Origin of the sequence: Nocardioides sp. NPDC059952, assembly GCF_042730435.1 — a bacterium.
GTDB lineage: Bacteria > Actinomycetota > Actinomycetes > Propionibacteriales > Nocardioidaceae > Nocardioides.
In genome coordinates this window covers 30,553-49,919 of record NZ_JBHWLY010000011.1, presented here as the reverse complement: position 1 = coordinate 49,919, position 19,367 = coordinate 30,553, and the positions used below count along the sequence as shown (strand labels likewise).

Below are 19,367 nucleotides of genomic sequence, written 5' to 3'. Positions count from 1 at the left end.
CAGACCGAGTTACCTCGGTGAACATTCACCGACCGACCGAGTTACCTGGGTGAACGGTCAAGCGCCGACCGAGTCCCGCCAGACGACGAGCTCCTCGAGGAACGAGAGGTCGTAGTCGGGGCCGTTGACGCCGTGGGTGAACAGCGTGGCGCCGGCGTCGGCGAACACCTTGGCCGACTCGAGGTCGCCGACCTCGACGGAGATCTCGATCTCGGAGACGTCGCGGCCGACGCCTCGGCAGTGCTCGGCGAGGATGCCGCGCTTGCGTTCGAGGGTGGGGACGTCGGAGAAGGAGTGCCAGATGTCGGCGTGCTTCGCGACGTACTTCAGGGTCTTCTTCTCCCCGCCGCCACCGATCATGACCGGGATCTTCCGGACGGGTGCGGGGTTGAGCTCGGACCAGCGCTTCTCGATGCGCGGCAGCGCCTCGCCGAGGGCGTCGAGGCGCGACCCGGCGGTGCCGAAGTCGTAGCCGTACTCGGTGTAGTCCCTCTCGAACCAGCCCGACCCGATCCCGAACACCAGCCGGCCACCGGAGATGTGGTCGACGGTGCGGGCCATGTCGGCGAGCAGCTCGGGGTTGCGGTAGGAGTTGCAGGTCACCAGGCAGCCGATCTCGGCACGCGTGGTCTGCTCGGCCCAGGCCGCGAGCATGGTCCAGGCCTCGAAGTGCTTGCCGTCGGGCTCGCCGTAGAGCGGGTAGAAGTGGTCCCAGTTGAAGAGGATGTCGACGCCGATCTCCTCCGCGCGGCGGGCGGCATCGCGGATCTGGGCATAGTCGGCGTGCTGGGGCTGGATCTGGACTCCGATGCGGATCGTCATGTGAACAACCCTACGGAGCGTCCGGCTTCCGTCCTCGCGCGAATCGGCCCTATCGTTCGGCAGGCGGCGAAGCGCGCCGTACGAGAGCTGAAGAGGGTGCGAGATGCGACTCGGTTGGGATCTGCACGATGACGGCAAGAACGTACGCGAGGGGGCGATCGTCAAGCCCGGGGAGCGGTTGAGCTGGCCCCGGACGATCGGCTTCGGCGGCCAGCACGTGGTCGCGATGTTCGGCGCCACGTTCCTGGTGCCCCTGCTGACCGGCTTCCCGCCGACCACGACCCTGTTCTTCTCCGGTCTCGGCACGCTGCTGTTCCTGCTGATCACGCGCAACCGGCTGCCCAGCTACCTCGGCTCCTCGTTCGCCTTCATCGCGCCGATCGGCGCGGCGATGGGTGGCGGCGGGATGGGCGCCGCCCTCTTCGGCATCCTGGTCACCGGTGCGCTGCTGGCGCTGGTCGGCGTGATCGTGATGGTCACCGGCACCGGCTGGATCGAGGCGCTGATGCCGCCGGTGGTGACCGGTGCGATCGTCGCGCTGATCGGTCTCAACCTGGCCTCCGCCGCGACCAACAACGTCGTCGGTGGCGACCCGGCCAAGCCCGACAACGGCTCGGTGGTGGTCGCCGCGATCACCCTGGCGACCGTGCTGGTCGTCGCGGTCGCCTTCCGGGGCCTGATCGCCCGGCTCTCCATTCTGGTCGGCGTCGTCGTCGGCTACGTCGCCGCGCTGATCATGGGCCAGATCGACACCTCGGCGTTCCAGGAGGCCGCCTGGTTCGGGCTCCCCGACTTCTCCACGCCGACAGTGTCCTGGTCGGTGGTGCCCATGTTCCTGCCGGTCGTGCTCGTCCTCGTCGCCGAGAACGTCGGCCACGTACGCAGCGTTGCCCACCTCGCGGGCGACGACTCCATCAACCGCGAGACCGGCCGGGCCCTGTTCGCCGACGGCCTCGCCACCACCATCGCCGGTGGCTTCGGCGGCTCGGCGACGACGACGTACGGCGAGAACATCGGCGTCATGACCGCGACCCGGGTCTTCTCGACCGCTGCGTACTGGGTCGCCGGCGTGGTGGCGATCCTGCTGTCGCTGTCTCCGAAGTTCGGGGCGCTCCTGAACACGGTCCCTGCCGGCGTGCTCGGCGGGATCACCGTCGCGCTCTACGGCCTGATCGGCCTGATCGGCATCCGGATCTGGATGGACAACCGGGTCGACTTCGCCGACCCGGTCAACCAGTTCACCGCCGCCGTCGCCCTGATCATCGGCATCGGCAACCTCACCCTGACCTTCGGCGACCTCACCTTCACCGGCATCGCGCTGGGCACCATCGCCGCGGTCGTGATCTACCACGGGATGAGCGCGCTCGCACGGCTGCGGCGCTAGTCAGAGCTTCTGAGGCAACCCATCGCGCATGCGGTGTCCGAGCTCGTTGGACACCGCGTGCGCGAAGCCCTCGGCAAGCGGGGGCCAGTTCCAGAACGTGATGCCGACGTGCCCCACGGCCATCGCACCGTAGCCCCAGCGCCAATCGTTGAGGTGAGCGCTGCTACCGCACTCGCGGCACCTCACCTCCGCCGACCCGCCCTCGACCCAACGGCCGGCTGCAGCCACGAGCTCGCCGATCTGGGGGTCATCGCCCCATTGGTCGAAAGTCTCGAAGGTGAGCTCACCGAACGTGTGGTCGCACGCCGGACATTCGGCCGGACCCACCTCGCCCTGCCCTGGATAGAACAACCTCCGCCCGACCTGGATCTCGACGCCGTCCATGTGATCGGGGTTGGGGTCGACCTCGCTCTCGTCAAGCGCCGCCAGGAAATTCGGCCCCGGTCGATGGCCAGGACTGCTGATCGCGCAGAGCGTCTCCTCCGGGACGATCACACCCCGCTCGACCAGCCAACGCCGTAGCCTGTCCGCGACCTCCGCCGCCTGCACCTCAGTCGCCTCGACATCCACGATCCACTGGAAGTAGTCACCCACGCGTCACCTCTGGCGCTGCCCCTCGCCGAAGAGTGCGGCCTCCATGTCGATGGCGTACGCCGGTTGCTCCCACTCGGCAAGGTTGACGACGACGAACGGCGTCCCCTCGGGTAGCAGCACATTCACTTCGTCCATCAGCCGACGGATCCCCTTCGCGGCGGCACTGTTGCCGCGGCCGTCTTGGGCCTCCAGCCACCCGGCTGCCTTCTCGACCACGTCCGCCGGGTCCAAGATCACCCGAACCTTCGGATCCTCTGGCCACGACACGCCCTCCATCGTGCACGTGCGGAAGCCGGTGAACATCAGCCTGCTCTGCGACAGGTCCAACTGCCGCATCACGACCGACTCCTGCTCGGGGAACGGCAGGTCACGCGCCAGACCCGAGCGCTTGCCGTCGAAGATCACCTCGCTCAGGTCGGTGGCGAAGGTCGTGTCGCTGATCGAGCAACGACAAAACTCGGTGCCCTTCATCTTGGTGTCGGTGAAGGTGCACCTGGTGATAGTGACCCCGGACCACATCCGACGACCGAGCTTGGCCTTGCTGAAGTCGACGTCGATCCACGTCGGCCACGAGTCAGCCGTCGCTCCGCCCACGGTGGCCTGTTGCAGATCAGCACCGACGAGGCTCGTCCGACTGCACTCGACACCCAACAGGCGGGAGTTCTTCAGGCTCGCCTGATCGAGGATGCAGTCCTCGACCACGACGTCGAAGAACCACAGCCCCGAAAGATCTGCGTACGTCAGGTCGAGACCGCTCCAACGCACGCTCCGCAGCTCGCGCACGTCACCCGCAGGAAACGTCGGCAGACCACGTAGATCGACGCGACCTTCGATCGTCCCGATGCCTTCCGGCAACGGCGCGGCAGTGTCCGACAGCCAGCGCGCAGCGGCCGCAGCCAGTCCTGGCTGGTCCCTCCAACGCTGAGTGACCTGCTTCCTGCTCACGTCGAACTCGTTCCTGATCTAGTTCGTAATGACTCCGTAGCGCCGACTCGACCCAGCCCATACGACCTCAGACGACGTGCTTCATGGGATGAACGAATTTTTCGTTCATCATCGGCGACGCCACCCTCACCGGCATCTCCCTCACCGGCGCCACTGCCGCGGTCGCGATCTACCACGGAATGAGTGCCCTGCGGCGGTAGTCACCTCTGCCACGACAAGCCAACGGACTCGATGACATCAAGAGCCTTACGGGCTCTGCGCTGCATGCCAACGGCTTCTAGGTACAGAAGCACGGACACCTCATTCAGATCCCCGACAGAATCTCGAAGGGTTTCGAGCGCCCCGTTCAACGCCCAAGTCAGCCATTCCTCGGTGTCCATTCCTAGGGTCATCGGCTTGCCTGTCGCGTCAACCTCGAGCGGAGGTATCGCGACCACGATTGCCGGCGCACCGTCATTGCGAGTGTTGGAGAGCACCTGGGCGACGTGCCTCTTCGGGTCAGCCCCATATCGTTCTGCCGCAAGTGGAAAGGAAACCAGTTCAGCGTCACAGTCGACGGCAACGACCTTCACCGGCCCCGCGCGCACCTCGAATGGATACCCGGGGCGAACCGCATCCAAGACCTCCTGAATGTGGTCCTCAATGCCAATCGCAACAACAAATCTCATCAAGCCCCAGCTCCCGGGATACCACCTGGCATGACCGACGGACGGCCAAGCAGTTGCAGCTCATCGTTGTTCAGAGCGTAACCCCCACCCTTTACGTCAGCGGTGTATGCCATCTGAGCGTCGGCAGGCAGGTCAGACACCTTGACCGAGGTACGGGTCATTGTGTAGGCACCCTCATCAGGCCAGCGGCTGTATGCGGTACGGGCATAGTCAGCCGCACCGCGCTCCGAGAAGGCGAAGTACTTGACCCCCTGTGGGCTGTTCCACTGGCGGGTGCTCAAGATGTCCCTCAACTCGTCATCCTGCACCGCGCGCCAGAGGAAGATCTGGCCATCCTTCGGACACGACTGCAGACCTGCTGGGTCGACCCAGTTAGTGGGGTTGTGGACGTAGGTGTTTGGATTCGGTGCCGGGGCGAGGCCGAGCGGATCTTGGCTCAGATATCGACCAGTGCCTGGGTCGTAGTAGCGATGATGGTTGTAGTAGAGCCCACTTTCTGAATCGGCATATTGACCGGCGAAACGGAGCGGAGTTCCCGAATCCTCAGATGCCGAGCCCCAGATCGTGCGGCGGGCGTGCCAGGCGATGCTGCCATCGGAATCGATCAGCTCGGAGGGGGCCCCGGCGAGATCGGTGACGATCGTGAAGAAGCGAGCATCGACCTCGTCCTGGCTGAGCTCGACCTGGGCGAGGGGCTGGTAGCCCTGATGTGCCCAGGAGAGCGTGTCGTCGCTCCCGCCGGTCTGCTCGATGAGCACGGGGCCGTCCCAGGCGAAGAGAGTCTCTTCGACAACGTCACCGGAGTCGGCGTGACGGCGCTTGGCGACGCGGCGGCCGAGGGCGTCATAGAGGTAGGTCCAGCGGGTTCCGTCAGGGGTGCGGACGGCGGTGAGGCGGTCGTTGGCGTCCCACTCGTACAGCCAGGTGTCGGGTTTCTCCGACAGCCGGGTGCGGGAGTGGCGGACGAGACGACCTTGGGCGTCGTAGGCGTAGCGGCTGCGGCCGGAACGAGTGAGCAGGGTGCCTTCGTAGTCGCGGCGCTCAGCGTCGCCGCCGGCGGTCGCGGCGCGGGTGATGTTGCCGAGGGGGTCGTAGGAGTAGGCCTCTGAGGTGGAGCCGTCGAGCTCGACCGAGGTGATCCGGTCGGCGATGTCGAGCTCGAAGCGGCGGGCGCCGGTGAGGCGGTCCTCGACTCCGATCAGCCGGCCGGCGGACTCGTAGGCGTAGGTGCGTTCCTGGAGCACATCGCCCGGCATCGACACCGCACCGGAGCTGCGCTCGAGGCGCTGGGTCAGCGGCTGACCGAGGAGGTCCCAGGTCTGCTCGAGGACGACGTCGCCGGTGGTGCGTCGGGTCTCGCGGCCAGCCTCGTCGCGCTCGAAGGCGATCTCCTGGCCGGCGACGGTCATCCGTTCCGGGGTGATCCCCGCACCGTAGGACCACTCGGTCTCGACGCCCGCGGGTGTCGTACGCCGCGTCGGACGGCCCAGCGCGTCATACGTCTTGGCGACTCTGCGTCCGTTGACCGACTCGGCGAGCACGCGACCGAGCTGGTCGCGCTCGACGGCCAGGTCGACGCCGGGAGAGGTCGCTCGCAGGAGGCGGCCGAGCGGGTCGTAGGCCAGCGTCGTGGTCTGGTCGCCGGCTGGCCCCTCGGATCGTTCGGAGACGACGTTGCCGAGGGTGTCGTAGTCGTAGACCAGGCGCTGACCTGCACCGTTGGTCTGCTCGACCATCTGGCCGGCCGTGTCGTAGGCGTAGGCCAGGGTGCGGCCGTTGTAATCGGTCTCGGTCGCGAGACGGCCGGCCTCGTCGTAGTCGTAGCGCCAGACCGCGCCCTGCGGGCTGGTCACGCTGGTCAGACGCAGCTCGGGGTCGTAGGCGTAGCGCGTGGTCGAGCCGTCGGGAGCGATGACCTCGGCGGGGAGGTCAAAGTGAGTGAACCGGGTGTGGGTCACTCGGCCGGCGGGGTCGATGTAGGAGACCGGGTTGCCCTCGGCGTCGTACCTCCAGGACTCCGAGGTGCCGTCGGGAAGCAGCCGCGATGCGAGCTGACCGTCGACGGTCCAGGAGTAGACGGTTCGCGCACCCAGGGCATCGGTGCTCGCAGCGACCCGGCCGAAGTGGTCGCGCTCGAACTCCGCCCGGCGACCGTCCGGCTCAACGATCCGCAGCGGCAGACCGGCGGCATCGGTCTCGACGGCCCGGACCCGGCCGAGCGCGTCGGTGACCGACGCCAGATGACCGTCGGGTCCGTAGCCGAACTCGGTGGTCGCGCCGGTGGCATCGGTCGCCGACGTGCGACGCCCGGCCTCGTCGTAACCCAGGGCCGTCACCGAGCCGTCTGGGAGAACCTGACGCGCCAGGCGCGGCCCGGCGACGGTGTCTACCCACTCCAGCGCGATCTGGCTGCCGTCGGGGCGGGTGACATCAACCAAGTTCCCGGCAGCGTCGTAGACGTAGTCGGTGCGACGGCCGAGCGGGTCGGTGCGCGCGAGGAGCTGGTTCTGTTCGCTCCACTCCGAGCTGGTCGCGCCGCCGAGCGGGTCGATCGAGGCGACGATCTGGTAGCGGGAGTTGATCTTGAAGACCGTGGCGAGGTCGCGGGAGTCGGTGACGCGGGTCTCACGCAGTCCGCTGGCGTTGGGTTCACCGTAGTGGAAGGTGTTGCGCATGACGCCGTCCGAGCCGCCCTGGCTGACGCAGCGGCCACGATCGTCGTACGCATAGTCGTAGTTGGTGCCGTTGCGGTCGATCCAGCGGGTGATCCGGTGCTGGTCGTAGGTGAACTGCAGCTCTTGGCCAGAGCCGTTGACGACGCCGGCCAGGTCACCGCGGCTGTCGTAGCGGTAGCTCATCACCTCGGCGGAATCAGCGCCGTCAGGACGGGTCACCGACAACCCGGTGACCCGGTTCCCGGTGGTGGCCACCGCCACGCGGTATCCGGCGCTATGGGTCACCTCCGCGGGCGTGCCGTGGTCGTCACGGGTGAATCGGATCCAGTCACCCGAGGTGTTCGTGATCGAGGTCAGCCAGGCAGTCCCGCCGACGGGGGCGTCGAAATGACGGGTCTCCCCCGTCGCTGTGTCCAGCAGGCGGTAGCCACCGTCGTCGCCGGCCCGCAGCCGGAGCGCCCCGCCAGCGACCGGCCGGGCGTCCTCGCCGGCGGTGAGGTTCTTGAAGACATGCGCTCGGGCGTCGGCCGCCACCACGACCGCTGAACGTCGTCCGACCAGATCGGTGTGGACGTCGATCCGCTCGTCGAACGTCGAGGACCACGAGAGGCCGAACCAATGACCATAGGTCCAGTCGCTCGAGTGCTTACGGCTCAGGACCATCGGGAGATCGCTCGGAAGCGTCAGGTCGGTCTGCTGTAGGAAGACCGCACCGGTGGCCACGTCGACCGGGTCACCACAACCCTGCTGGTCGCGGCTCCCGTCCCTGTCCGTGCCGCCCCTGTCCGAGGGCAGACTGTCGGTCCGGCCGGGCCTGTCGGACCCCGACCTCGCCATGTCGCTGTCCAGGTCCTTGCGCGCGTCCGCATGCTTCCGGACCCCATCAGCAACGTCGTCGGCGTTCTTCTTCAGCGACCGACCGACATCACCCATCGCCTTGGTCGCCGCCTCACGAAGCTCCTCGACGACATCATCCATCTTTCTGGCCATCGAAATCTCTCCTAGGACTGGAAGAAGGGCAGGGCCGACACCTCGGCAGCGAACGTGGAGCACAACTCGTACTGGTCGGCGCCACAGTCGTTGAGCGCGGAGGCGATCTGATCCATCACGTCATAGCTGAGCTTGGTCGCGGCGGTCGCGTCACCGTCGGTCACCAACGGCGCCTCCGCGATCGCAATCGCGAGCTCGGCGATCGTGCCGGTCAGCGGATCGATCACCATCGTGGCGAGCTGACCGATCAGCTCCTCCATCGCGATGTCGGTGGCGATGTCGAGCGCCTTCTTCCGCACTGCGATGAGCGCAGCGTTGCCGGCCACGCTGAGTCCCGCGGTCACCACCGCGGTCGCAGCGGCCGCCGCGATCTGGGCGGCCGTGATCGTCAGCTCTGCGATCACCTTCACCTTCAGGGCGACGATCGCGTCGGCAGCGACATCGGTCCCGGATGCGACTCCGGGGAGCGTGTCGAGCACCGCATCCATGTTGGACGAACGATTCTCCGTCCACGCCCTGATCAGCGCATTCGTCGACTGTGCCTTGGCACCGTCGCCGAGCTCGTTGACGCGGACCTCCAGCTCATCGAGAGTGCCCCGCAGATCGGTCTCCAGACCACGCAGGAGCTGCGCGGCATCGCGGACCGCGTCCTCGTCGACGTTCGGCCACTCGTACCCGAGCAGGTCGAGTACGAAATCCAGCTCTCCCGGGATCGTCATCCCCACACTTCTGCCCTCCCGCAGTCACATGGATCTCATGACCGTGTCGGGGTCGACGACGTACGAACCCGAGCACGAACCATCGCGACGAAGAACGCTAGTGGAGGACACAGACAGCCGCCCAGTGAATTTCCGGACGGATTCCGGAGAATCAGGGGAGGCGGTCCAGGAGGTCGCCGATCTCGACGCGGGCGCCGGTATAGAACGGCACCTCCTCGCGTACGTGACGACGGGTCTCGGAGCCGCGGAGGTGGCGCATCAGGTCGACGATGCGGGAGAGGTCGTCGGCCTCGAAGGCCAGCATCCACTCGTAGTCACCGAGAGCGAAGGACGGGACGGTGTTGGCCCGGACGTCGGGGTAGTCGCGCGCCATCTGGCCGTGCTCGGCGAGGAGGCGGCGGCGCTCCTTGTCATCGAGGAGATACCACTCGTAGGAGCGGATGAACGGGTAGACCGCGACGTAGTCGTGGGTGCGCTCGTCGGCGAGGAAAGCCGGCAGGTGGCTCCGGTTGAACTCGGCGGGACGGTGCAGCGCCATCTGCGACCAGACCGGGACGAGCCGGCCGCCGAAGGCGGTGCGGCGCAGGCGGTGATAGGCCGACTGGAGCTTGTCGGAGGAGTCCGCGTGCAGCCAGAACATCACGTCGGCGTCGGCGCGCAGGCCGGCCACGTCGTAGGTGCCACGCACCACGATGTCCTCGCCGGCGAAGGCGGCGAAGAGCTCCTCGACCTCGACCGCCTCGGCCTTGCGGTCGGCGTCACCGAGGGTCTCCTCGAGGGAGAAGACCGACCACATCGTGTAGCGGAGGGTCGCGTTGAGCTCGTTGATCTTGGCTGCGTTGGACTTGATGTCGGCCTGGGGGTCGGTCATGCCCCCATTTTGCGCTACCGCCGGTCACCGCGCCCTTTCGGGCTCTATCGTGAGCGCCATGCTGCCGCTGCGTACCCGCATCTTCGCCTTCCTCCAGGAGCGCCTGGTCAAGACACCGCTGAACGCCGAGGAGATGATCGCCCTGCGCGCCCAGCGCGAGGGGCTCCGCACCGGGCCGGTCAGCTCGTTCCTCTTCGGCCGTCCTGCGGACGTCGAGATCAAGGAGACGTACGTCGACGGCCGCCGTTTCGCGATCTACACGCCTCATGGCGTCGGCGAGGCCGCGCCGGTCGTCATCAACTACCACGGCGGCGGCTGGTGTCTGGGGACCCCGGAGCAGAGCGCGTGGGTCTCCTCGCACGTGGCCGCGGAGACCGGGTCGATCGTGGTCGCACCGTCCTACCGGCTGGCGCCGGAGCATCCGTTCCCGGCTGCCGTCGAGGACGCCTGGACCGCCTTGGAATGGGTCTCGAAGAACGCCGCCGACCTGGGCGGGGACCCGTCTCGGATCGCGGTGATGGGCGACAGCGCCGGCGGCAACCTGGCGGCGGTGGTGTCGTTGATGGCCCGCGATGCGGGCGGACCGGCGGTGCGGGCTCAGGTGCTGATCTACCCGGCGGTGGAGATGTACGAGAAGTTCCCCTCCGAGGCGGCCAACGCCAACGGGCCGGTGCTCACCTCGACGCAGATGAGCACCTTCGGCCACCTCTACATGGGCGAGCGCTACGGGGACGAGTCCTGGCAGGCCTCACCCCTGCGTGCCGCGTCCCACGCCGACCTGCCGCCGGCCCACATCATCACCGCGCTGCACGATCCGATCCGCGACCACGGCACCCGGTACGCCGAGGCCCTCCGTGCCGCCGGGACACCGGTCTCGCTCGTGGACTACGACACCGCGTTCCACGGGTTCATGTCGCTGCCCGGAGTCGCTCCGGCCGCACCGGAGGCTCTCGCCGGGATCATCGCCTTCCTCCGCTGAAGCATCAGCAGTTTTCTACGTTCGCTTAGGAGTTTGTTAACCCTCCGCGCCCAGCCGTGTTGTAACGTTCCACTCGGGTGTTCGTCGCCAGGTTGTCTCGGGTCGTACGCCACCTCGGTCCCCCCATTCGCCTGTGACTGAGAGCGCTTTCGCGCCTCTCCTCGGCGAGCCCTGCGCACCTCGGAAAGGCGTAGCGACATGCCCGACGTCTCCATCAAGATCGACACCCTTGATCAGACGGTCAAGAAGCTGGATTCGATCATCGACGAGTTCGAGCATGCGGTCGGGAACTCCGACGCGCTCGAAGGCGCCATCGGGAACCCGTTCCGCCGAGGCGAGCTGCGCGGGCAGACCGACGACTTCGAACAGCGCTGGGACATGAAGCGCAAGGATCTCAAGGACGAGCTCTCCGACGTGCGCGACCACATCAAAGGGGTCGTCGAGGGATTCCAGAACTGGGACAGCGAGACGGCTCTCCTGTTCCAGCAGAAATAGACGGACGGAGTGAGTCATGGATCAGTCACCGAAGGGTCGCGAGATCCAACCCCTCACCGGCGACTCGGCGGTGGTCGTCGCTCGCGGGAACAAGATCGAAGAGCTCGGGATCCAGATGTCCGACGCGGCAACCGTCCTCGAGCAGATCGCCACCGGCGAGCTGGCCGACGGCCAGATGCAGGGCAAGGCCGTCGCCGAGCTCCAGGACAAGATCGGGTCCTCCTACGAGACGTTGCGGGAGGCCAGCGAGCTCTACACGCCCGTGGGGCCGCTGATCGCCGCGTACGGCACAAGCCTCGGGGAACAGCAAGCCAAGATGGGACCGTTGGTCGACTCCTGCACCGACAAGTGGACCACCTATGAGGGGCTTCCGGGAGACCGCGAAGCGGACGATGACGAGGGACAGGCCAAGAAGGCCGCGTACGACGAATGGCAGGACGACGCGGAGACCTGGGATGCCGAGTACGACACCTGGGAAGACGCCTATGACCTCGCGGTCAACGGCATCGGCAACGAGATGGCCGGCAGCATCAAGGACGGTTTCTGGGAGATCTTCGGCTTCCTGATCAACATCCTCGAGGCCATCGCGATGGTCTTCATGATCGCCGGGCTCTTCCTCGGTGGCATCGTCGCCGTCATCGGATTCGCCCTCGGCGCCTTGGTGCTGATCGGCAAGATCGTCCAGGCGTCCGCCGGCAAATGCGAGGTGACAGACGTGCTCCTAGCGGTGCTCGCGGTGCTCCCCTTCGGAAAGCTCGGCCAGATCGGCAAGGCCTGGGGCCAGTTGGGGAAGGGTGCCGCCTCCGGCGGGAAGACCGCCGGCGCGGCCGGACGAGGCTACGGAAACTTTGCTCTGAAGCGAGCGGTGCCGCTGAACCCGCCTCCCGTGAACGTCACGTTCGGCGCCAAGTTCAAGACCGCACTCTCCATCTCCACCGGCTTCAGGGAGGTCCCCCGGACCAGGGCCGCTTGGATGGCCAACCCGTTCAAGCCCCCCAAGGACATTCCCGTGGGCATCATGAGCGGCTCCGACATCGCTACCGGGATGGCCATCTACGGGGGGATACGCACAGGGACCTGGGGCCAGAAGGTCGGGGCCGGCTTCGACGGGCTCAGCGGCCTGGGGAAGTGGGCAGGCGAGTGGTACGGCACCACCTCGACGAGCCAAGGGCTGGACGAGCGCCGCACCCATGACCAGCAGAGCAGACAGCCCTCGGAGGCATGATGCCGGAGACATGGCAAGCTGAGATCGCCCAGCCGTCGGAGCGATGGATCTGGGTCCCGAACGCGGGCGTGCTCGACGATGCGGGTGCGAAGAGGTGGGTCGAGGACGTGCTCGCCACGCTCCGCGACACCTGGGACGGCGAGTGGACCGACGAGGTCGACCCCGACGCGCGTGCCCTGCTCGCGCACCACCTCGCCGGCGACCTCCACCCCGGGACGCTGGCCTCGATGCTCCACTGGCCACTGCCCGCGCCCGTCGTCAGCCGGGTGCGGGTCGTACTCGGGGGCGGCGAGCCGACCTCGCCCGAGGAGTGGCGGCAGCAGGGCTTCGACGTCGATGAGTACGCCGGGGCCGCTCTCGGTCCCGGACTGAGATGTCTCGCGTCCAGGACCGGAGAGGTCGACGGTGAGACCGTCGAGTTCCTCACCGGCATCTTCGTCTTCTCGACGCAGGAGATCAGCGTGATGGTCGTGGTCGAGGCAGGCGCACCCGAGATCTTCGGTCTCACCATCGCGGACATGCCGCTCTTCCTCGCCGAGCTCGAGATCGAACGCCCCGATGGCACCCCGTTCTCGGCAGAGCCGATCCCCGGCATGCCGAGCGACCCGTTCGACGTATGGGAGGACTCGTCCTTTGTCTGAGGCAGCACCCGCCCCGCAGTCCTCGCTACGCGAACTGCTCGGCGGCACCAAGGAGCCGGAGTTCGAGCTGAAGCTCCTCCCCGGGTGGGAACGACACTCCCCGGGCGAGGCAGACCGGGCCGCGATGGACGCGGCACTGAAGAAGCGCTTCATGAGCATCAACCGGCCCGAGCTGCACGCCTCCATGCGTGCGCAGCTCGATCAGGCGTACGCGCTGATGAAGCAGCAGCAGGTCAAGGCCTACTTCGCCGCCACCGCCGAGACCGACAGCCTCGCCCTCATTCCCGGCGCGATCGTCGCGACGACGTTCCACGCCGGCAACGGCGGGACCCTCGACACCCACGTCGCCGCGATCATCCGGGACCATGGCGCCAAGCCGTTGTTCGGCGACAAGCGGTTCATCAGATACGAGCGCGAGTCGACCAAGACCGCCGAGGGCGACGAGCCCGTGGTCGCGACGACGATCGTCTACATGACCCCCGTCCCCGGCTCGAAGCGGCGTCGGGGGCTTCAGCTGACCGCGACGATCGCCCGGCCGCTGGACATGACGGCGACCGACGAGAAGTTCCTGGCATGGAAGCTGGCTCTCGACGTCTGTGTCTCGACGCTGCGGTGGATGCCGGCCTGAGGTTCAGCTGATGTCCGCAGCGGCTCGGTGGGCCGAGGCGATCGTCGCGGGGATCCCGACGCCGTCGTAGGAGGCCCCGGCGAGGGCGAGTCCGGGGACACCGCGGAGTCCCTGCCGGATCCGGGCGACCCGGTCGAGGTGGCCGACGGGATACTGCGGGAGCGCGTCGGTCCAGCGCTGGACGTGCACGTCGGTCGGCGTCTCGGTGATCCCGGCGATCTCGGCCAGGGCAGCCAGGGAGTCGGCGACCAGACGGTCGTCGTCGTCCGAGGGCGGCTCGCCGTGGCGTCCGATGGAGGTACGCAGGTAGGTGCCGCGCTCCCCCACCCAGGCCCACTTGGCGAAGGAGAAGGTGGAGGCCTTGATCGCGCACTCCTCGACCGGCGGGACGAGGAATCCGGACCTGCCGGCCAGCTCCGCGGGGAGTTCGGGAAAGGCGAAGGTCACCACTGCGACACTCGCGGTCTCGATCCCGGACAGCTCGCGCGCGACCGACGGGGCGGTCGAGCGGAGCAGCCTGGCGGCGACCGGAGCGGGGGTCGCGACCACGACGGCGTCGGCCGCCTCGACCTCGCCACCGGTCTCGATCAGGCTGTGCTCGACCAAGAAGCCCTGCGGAGTGCGGGTGACCGCGTCGACCGGGGTGTCGAGCCGGATGTCCAGTCCCTCGGCGAGGGTCTCGGGCAACCGCGACATCCCGCCGTCGATCCCGGCGAAGACCGGGACGTCCGAGCTCGGCAGCGCCGCGGCGGCCTCGAGCAGCGACCCCTTCTCAGCGAGCATGAACAGCTGCGGGGCGGCCGCCTTCACCGAGATCCGGCGGGCATGACCGGCGTAGACCCCCGCGAGCAGCGGGTCCGCCAGCCGATCGGCCGTCTCGTCCCCGAACCGGGACGCGATGAAGTCACCGACCGAGATGTCCTCGTCCGTCTTCGCAGGTGGGAGCGTGGGTTCGCGGCGTACGACCTCCAGGGTCTCCTCGGAGAGGAGACCGGCCGACTCGAGCGCGGCCAGGTCGAGAGGCACGCCCATGATCGAGCGCGGGATCGGCCTCAGCGCGCCGCGCGACCAGATCGAGGACTTCGCGTCGGTGGGGTGCACGACGTCGAGGCCGATCTCCCTGGCCAGCGAGACGCCCTCGGGCCGGCGGTTGAGCATCGCCTCGGCCCCGACATCGACGACCTGCCCGGCCACGGACTCCCCGCGGATCTTTCCTCCGACCCGGTCGGATGCCTCCAGCACCGTGACCCGGTGCCCCTTCAGGGACAGATCGCGGGCCGCGGTCAGCCCGGCGATCCCTGCTCCGACGACGATGACACGCACAGCAGCAGTCTCCCACCCGCCATTGCCGAGGCGTCACCCCCGTCGGCCGAGCTGGCACCGGAATGCCATCTCGGCCGACGTACGTGACGCGTCGGCCGACCTGCCTGACGCCTCGGCAGGGTCTTGTCAGCTGGCCAGCTTTCCGAAGTTGGAGCGGTGGAAGACCAGGGGCTGGCCGGCGCCGTGGTCGGCGGCGTGGAGCTGGAGGAGTACGACGATGTGGTCGCCGGCCTCGACCTCGCGATAGACGGTGCAGTCGAAGCGTGCCAGGCCCTCGTCGAGGGTGAGGGCGCCGTCACGGGACGAGCTGACCACGAGGCCGTCGAAGCGGGAGTCGACCGGCCCGGCGAGCCGCCGGCAGACCTCGCCGTGATGCTCGGCGAGCACGGTGACCCCCAGGTGAGCCGATCGGCGCAGGTCGGGCCACGTCTTCGAGGTCCGGGCCACCGAGAAGGAGACCAGGGGCGGGTCCAGGGACACCGAAGTGAACGAGGAGGCCGCCAGCCCGATCGGCTTGCCGTCGATCAGGGCGGCGACCGCGACCACACCGGTGGGAAAGACCCCGAACGCCTTCCTCAAGGCTTGCGGATCGAGATCCTGGTTGGTCGTCAGGGGAGGTACGTTCGTCATCTCTGGTCCTCTCGTCGTGATGTCATCTACTCGATGAGCCCGGGTTCGACGACCGTGCTGAAGTCGACCTTCTCGGGGATCTCGCCTGCCTCGAAGAAGGCATCGGCCAGCTGCTGCTCTGAGGCGATGTGCTCCTCGGTCACCGGGCCGACCACGGAGGCCTTCTTCGCCGCCACTTCGCTGGTCGTCGAGACCGGGAGGCCCGACTCGGAGGCCCAGCCCTCGCCCCACTTGTCGGGGTTCTCCTGTGCCCATTCGAAGCCGTCCCTGACCAGGCCGACGAAGTGCTCGATCGACTCACGGGTGTCGGTCTCCTCCAGCGAGGCCGCCGAGGCGATCTCGAAGGCGAGGTACGGGTCGGTGGTGCCGCCCTCGTCGGCCGTGATGTCGACGGCACCGTCCTCGTTGACGGCCTGAGTGACGAACGGGTCCCAGATCGACCAGGCGTCGACCTCGCCGGCCTGGAACGCCGCCAGCCCCTCGGCGGGCTGGAGGTACTGCGGATCGACGTCGTCGAGGGTCAGACCGACCGACTCCAGCGCCAGCAGCAGGTGGCCATGGGCGGAGGTGCCCTTGCCGACAGCGATCTTCTTGCCCTTCAGATCGGCGGAGGACCTGATGTCGGACCCCTTCGGGACCAGGATCGAGTCGGTCTTCTCGTCCTGCTCCTCGACGGTGGCGATGACCTTGAAGGCTGCGCCGGCCGCGGCTCCGAAGATCGGCGGCGCCGAGCCGACCCAGGCCACGTCGATCTGGTCGGCGGCAGCCGCTTCGATGATCGGGGGCCCGGCGGTGAACTCCGACCACTCGATCTCATAGGGCAGGTCCTCCAGCAGACCGGCCTGGGTCAGCACGGAGCGGATGCCGTCCTTCTGGACGCCGACCCGAAGAACGGGCTTGCCCTCGTCGGCCGAGCCGGACGAGCCACAGGCGGCGAGTGCACCGCCGAGAAGGACGAGCGCAGCGGGGGCCACGAGAAGTCGCGTCAGGATGCTGTGTGGGGACATGGTTGGGATGCCTTCTGTCTGTCGGTGGGGGTCATGCGGCCTGGTCGACGACGCCCAGGAGCGCCAGCAGCGCCGCTCGGCGCTCGACGATCTCGGGGTGGTCGCGTCGACGCGGGTGCGGCAACGAGATCTGCTCGTCATGGACGATGGCGCCCTCGTCGATGAGGATCACCCGGTCGGCGAGCAGGAGGGCCTCCTCGACGTCATGGGTGACCATGAGGACGGCCGGGCGATGGACGTCGACCAGGCGGCGTACGAGATCCTGGGCGGCGATCCGGGTGAGCGCGTCCAGGGCGCTGAACGGCTCGTCGAGGAGGAGCAGGTCCGGCTCACGCACGAGCGCGCGGGCCAGGGCCACCCGTTGGCGCTGGCCGCCGGAGAGCTGGCGCGGCCAGGCCTTCTCGCGCCCGTCCAGGCCGACCTCGGCGAGCATCTGCCGGGCGTGGGCGACGGCACCGGGGCCTCGCAGACCCAGCGAGACGTTGTCGAGGACCGTACGCCACGGGAACAGCCGCGGGTCCTGGAAGACGACCGCCGGGGCGGTGCCGGTGACCACCGTCCCGGTGGCACCGGTGTCGAGGCCGCCGACGATGCGCAGCAGGGTGGACTTGCCACTGCCGGAGCGGCCCAGCAGGGCCACGAACTCCCCGGAGCGGATCTCCAGATCGATCCCGGCGAGCACCTCGTGCTCGCCGAAGGCACGGTGAACTCCCGCCAGCGAGGCGACGGCGCTCATGCGCCTCTCCCTTCGTCACGCCAGCGCAGCGCGCGGCGCTCGAGCAGTCGTACGGCCCAGTCGGTGAGCAGACCGAGCACGGCGTAGCAGAGCAGGCCGACCACGATCACGTCGGTCTGCAAGAAGTCGCGCGCGTTGTTGATCAGGAAGCCGAGACCGGCGCCGGCATTGACCTGCTCGGCCACGATCAACGCGATCCAGGCCATGCCGAGTGCCTGACGCAGCCCGACCAGCAGGCCGGGCGTGACCGCCGGCAGGTACAGGTGGCGCAGGCGCTCGGACCAGGTGAGCCGCAGCGCGCCGGCCACCTCGGCGAGGTCCGGGTCGACCCCGCGCAGCGCCGCGACCAGGTTGAGGTAGAGCGGCACGATCACGAAGAGCGCGACCAGGTAGATCTTGGGCTCCTCCTTGATCCCGAACCAGATGATGAACAGCGGCACCAGTCCGAACAGCGGCAGTGTCCGCAGCATCTGGACCAACGGGTCGACCAGGGCATCACCCAGAGCGCTCAGGCCGACGATCCCACCGAGCACGAACGCGATCAGCGCCCCGAGCACGAAGCCGAGAGCGGCGCGGCGCGCGGATACTGCGATCGCCTCCTGCAGCTGCCCGCTGCCGATCAGCTCCCAGGCGGTGCCGGCCAGCTGCACCGGCGAAGCCAGGGTGCGTTCGTCGAGGATCCCGAGCGAGGAGAGCAGCTGCCATACCGCCAGCACGAACACCGGGCTGAGCGAACGCAGGACCTTGAGCGTACGCGGCGCGAGCACGCTCCGGCGTGCCGAGACCTTCCGCCCGACGGGTGCCGCTCCGGCGACCTCCTCGGCGACCGGATCGGCCGCAGCAAGACCGGCCACCTGGCTCATCGAGGAGCCCCGAACGGGACCGCGGCCCCGCGGCCGGCGACCGGGGCCGGGTGGGACCACAGACCCCGGCGGGCGAGCTCGGGCAGGACCCCCTCGCCGAACCAGTAGGACTCCTCCAGGTGCGGGTAGCCCGAGAGCACGAACTCGGTGATCCCCACCGCGTGATAGGCCTCGACCAGATCCGCGATCTCGGTGTAGGAGCCGACCAGTGCCGTCCCGGCACCACCGCGGACCAGCCCGACGCCCGCCCACAGGTTGGGGTGGATCTCGAGCCCGTCGCGCGAGCCCTGGTTGAGCTCCAGCATCCGCCGCTGGCCCTCCGAGACGCTGCGGGAGAGCCCTGCCTGGACGCGCGCAATGTCCTCGTCGGAGATGTTCTCCAGCAGCCGGTCCGCCTCGGCCCATGCGGCCGACGACGTCTCGCGGGCGATCGAGTGCAGGCGGATCCCGAAGCGGAGCTCGCGCCCGCGGTCGGCGGCCAGCTTCTTCACTCGTGCGATCTTCTCCGCCACCGCAGCCGGCGGCTCGCCCCAGGTCAGGTAGACGTCGGCATGCTCAGCGGCGACCTCCAGCGCGGCAGGTGAGGAGCCGCCGAAGTAGACGTCCGGGACCGGCGTGGGCCGCTGCTCCAGGCGCGCGTTCTCGACCGAGAGGTGCTTCCCGGAGAAGGTCACCGTCTCCCCCGCCCAGAGCCGGCGGACGATGTGCAGGAACTCTCCGCACCGCTCGTACCGCTCGTCCTTGGCCAGGAAGTCGCCGTACATCCGCTGCTCGTGGTCCTCACCGCCGGTGACGACGTTGAGGAGCAGCCGCTGCCCGGACAGGTTCTGGAAGGTGCCGGCCATCTGTGCGGCGAGGTAAGGCGAGACCGAGTCGGGCCGGAAGGCGACCAGGAACTTCAGCCGCTCCGAGAGCGAGCTGAGCATCGCGGTCGTCACCCAGGCGTCCTCGCACCACGCGCCGGTCGGCGTCAGCGCCGCCTCGAACCCGAGCTGCTCGGCGCTGCGCGCGATCTGGCCGAGATAGGGCACCGTCGCCGGACGGCCCGCCGCCAGCGCGCTGACGCCGTGGCCGCCGCCGATCACGTGACGGCCGTCGCCGCCGTTGGTCGGGAGGAACCAGTGGAACTTCAGAGTGCTCATCGCTGCCTTTCAGGTGGGATGTGTGGGGGA

General features: G+C 68.3%; 19 protein-coding genes. 6 read left to right on the top strand and 13 right to left on the bottom strand.

Annotated features, from left to right (window positions below):
* Positions 1-57 precede the first annotated feature (57 nt).
* Entirely contained in the window at positions 58-822 is a 765-nt protein-coding gene (locus ACFV9G_RS07565; protein ID WP_378726383.1) for an LLM class F420-dependent oxidoreductase, read from the bottom strand.
* 103 nt (positions 823-925) lie between these two features.
* On the opposite strand from ACFV9G_RS07565, the gene ACFV9G_RS07560 reads away from it, so the two are divergent.
* Positions 926-2,206, top strand: coding sequence for a uracil-xanthine permease family protein (locus ACFV9G_RS07560; RefSeq protein WP_378726381.1), 1,281 nt, complete (start codon positions 926-928; stop codon positions 2,204-2,206).
* On the opposite strand, the gene ACFV9G_RS07555 is transcribed toward ACFV9G_RS07560, so the two are convergent.
* The 6 genes from ACFV9G_RS07555 to hemQ all read right to left on the bottom strand — a co-directional run bounded on the left by ACFV9G_RS07555 (position 2,207) and on the right by hemQ (position 9,668).
* The gene (locus tag ACFV9G_RS07555) at positions 2,207-2,800 is read right to left on the bottom strand and encodes a hypothetical protein (RefSeq protein ID WP_378726379.1); all 594 of its coding nucleotides are present in this window, start codon (positions 2,798-2,800) and stop codon (positions 2,207-2,209) included.
* A 3-nt stretch (positions 2,801-2,803) separates the two neighbouring features.
* Positions 2,804-3,745, bottom strand: coding sequence for a pentapeptide repeat-containing protein (locus ACFV9G_RS07550; RefSeq protein WP_378726377.1), 942 nt, complete (start codon positions 3,743-3,745; stop codon positions 2,804-2,806).
* A 200-nt stretch (positions 3,746-3,945) separates the two neighbouring features.
* A complete protein-coding gene (locus ACFV9G_RS07545) occupies positions 3,946-4,413 on the bottom strand; it encodes a hypothetical protein (protein WP_378726375.1) in 468 nt (155 codons plus the stop codon).
* Positions 4,413-8,078 (bottom strand): RHS repeat-associated core domain-containing protein, encoded by a 3,666-nt coding sequence (locus ACFV9G_RS07540; RefSeq protein ID WP_378726373.1) that lies wholly within the window; start codon positions 8,076-8,078, stop codon positions 4,413-4,415. Before ACFV9G_RS07540 ends, ACFV9G_RS07545 begins: the two co-directional genes overlap by 1 nt.
* A gap of 11 nt (positions 8,079-8,089) precedes the next feature.
* Positions 8,090-8,797 (bottom strand): hypothetical protein, encoded by a 708-nt coding sequence (locus tag ACFV9G_RS07535; protein WP_378726371.1) that lies wholly within the window; start codon positions 8,795-8,797, stop codon positions 8,090-8,092.
* Positions 8,798-8,948: 151 nt separating this feature from the next.
* The gene (gene hemQ, locus ACFV9G_RS07530) at positions 8,949-9,668 is read right to left on the bottom strand and encodes a hydrogen peroxide-dependent heme synthase (RefSeq protein WP_091052485.1); all 720 of its coding nucleotides are present in this window, start codon (positions 9,666-9,668) and stop codon (positions 8,949-8,951) included.
* 58 nt (positions 9,669-9,726) lie between these two features.
* Here hemQ and ACFV9G_RS07525 point away from each other — a divergent pair, with 58 nt between their 5' ends.
* From ACFV9G_RS07525 to ACFV9G_RS07505, 5 genes are all read left to right on the top strand, one after another.
* Entirely contained in the window at positions 9,727-10,647 is a 921-nt protein-coding gene (locus ACFV9G_RS07525; RefSeq protein WP_378726369.1) for an alpha/beta hydrolase, read from the top strand.
* Positions 10,648-10,845: 198 nt separating this feature from the next.
* Positions 10,846-11,142 carry a flagellar protein FlgN gene (locus ACFV9G_RS07520; RefSeq protein ID WP_378726367.1) on the top strand — a complete coding sequence of 99 codons (297 nt, stop codon included), beginning with the start codon at positions 10,846-10,848 and terminating at the stop codon, positions 11,140-11,142.
* A gap of 16 nt (positions 11,143-11,158) precedes the next feature.
* Positions 11,159-12,367 (top strand): hypothetical protein, encoded by a 1,209-nt coding sequence (locus ACFV9G_RS07515; protein WP_378726365.1) that lies wholly within the window; start codon positions 11,159-11,161, stop codon positions 12,365-12,367.
* Entirely contained in the window at positions 12,367-13,008 is a 642-nt protein-coding gene (locus ACFV9G_RS07510) for a hypothetical protein (RefSeq protein WP_378726363.1), read from the top strand. Before ACFV9G_RS07515 ends, ACFV9G_RS07510 begins: the two co-directional genes overlap by 1 nt.
* Positions 13,001-13,636, top strand: coding sequence for a protein TPRXL (locus ACFV9G_RS07505; RefSeq protein ID WP_378726361.1), 636 nt, complete (start codon positions 13,001-13,003; stop codon positions 13,634-13,636). The genes ACFV9G_RS07510 and ACFV9G_RS07505 overlap by 8 nt, the downstream gene beginning before the upstream one ends.
* A 3-nt stretch (positions 13,637-13,639) precedes the next feature.
* Here the strand turns inward: ACFV9G_RS07505 and hemG are convergent, their stop codons facing one another.
* From hemG to ACFV9G_RS07475, 6 genes are all read right to left on the bottom strand, one after another.
* The gene (hemG, locus tag ACFV9G_RS07500; protein ID WP_378726359.1) at positions 13,640-14,959 is read right to left on the bottom strand and encodes a protoporphyrinogen oxidase; all 1,320 of its coding nucleotides are present in this window, start codon (positions 14,957-14,959) and stop codon (positions 13,640-13,642) included.
* Positions 14,960-15,085: 126 nt separating this feature from the next.
* Positions 15,086-15,589, bottom strand: coding sequence for a flavin reductase family protein (locus ACFV9G_RS07495; RefSeq protein ID WP_378726357.1), 504 nt, complete (start codon positions 15,587-15,589; stop codon positions 15,086-15,088).
* Positions 15,590-15,615: 26 nt separating this feature from the next.
* On the bottom strand, positions 15,616-16,596 hold the full coding sequence (locus ACFV9G_RS07490; RefSeq protein WP_378726355.1) for an ABC transporter substrate-binding protein: 981 nt from the start codon (positions 16,594-16,596) through the stop codon (positions 15,616-15,618).
* Positions 16,597-16,627: 31 nt separating this feature from the next.
* Positions 16,628-17,332: an ABC transporter ATP-binding protein gene (locus ACFV9G_RS07485; protein WP_378726353.1), complete on the bottom strand. Its 705-nt coding sequence runs from the start codon at positions 17,330-17,332 to the stop codon at positions 16,628-16,630.
* The gene (locus ACFV9G_RS07480) at positions 17,329-18,195 is read right to left on the bottom strand and encodes an ABC transporter permease (protein ID WP_378726351.1); all 867 of its coding nucleotides are present in this window, start codon (positions 18,193-18,195) and stop codon (positions 17,329-17,331) included. Before ACFV9G_RS07480 ends, ACFV9G_RS07485 begins: the two co-directional genes overlap by 4 nt.
* Entirely contained in the window at positions 18,192-19,337 is a 1,146-nt protein-coding gene (locus ACFV9G_RS07475; protein ID WP_378726349.1) for an LLM class flavin-dependent oxidoreductase, read from the bottom strand. Before ACFV9G_RS07475 ends, ACFV9G_RS07480 begins: the two co-directional genes overlap by 4 nt.
* Positions 19,338-19,367 lie beyond the last annotated feature (30 nt).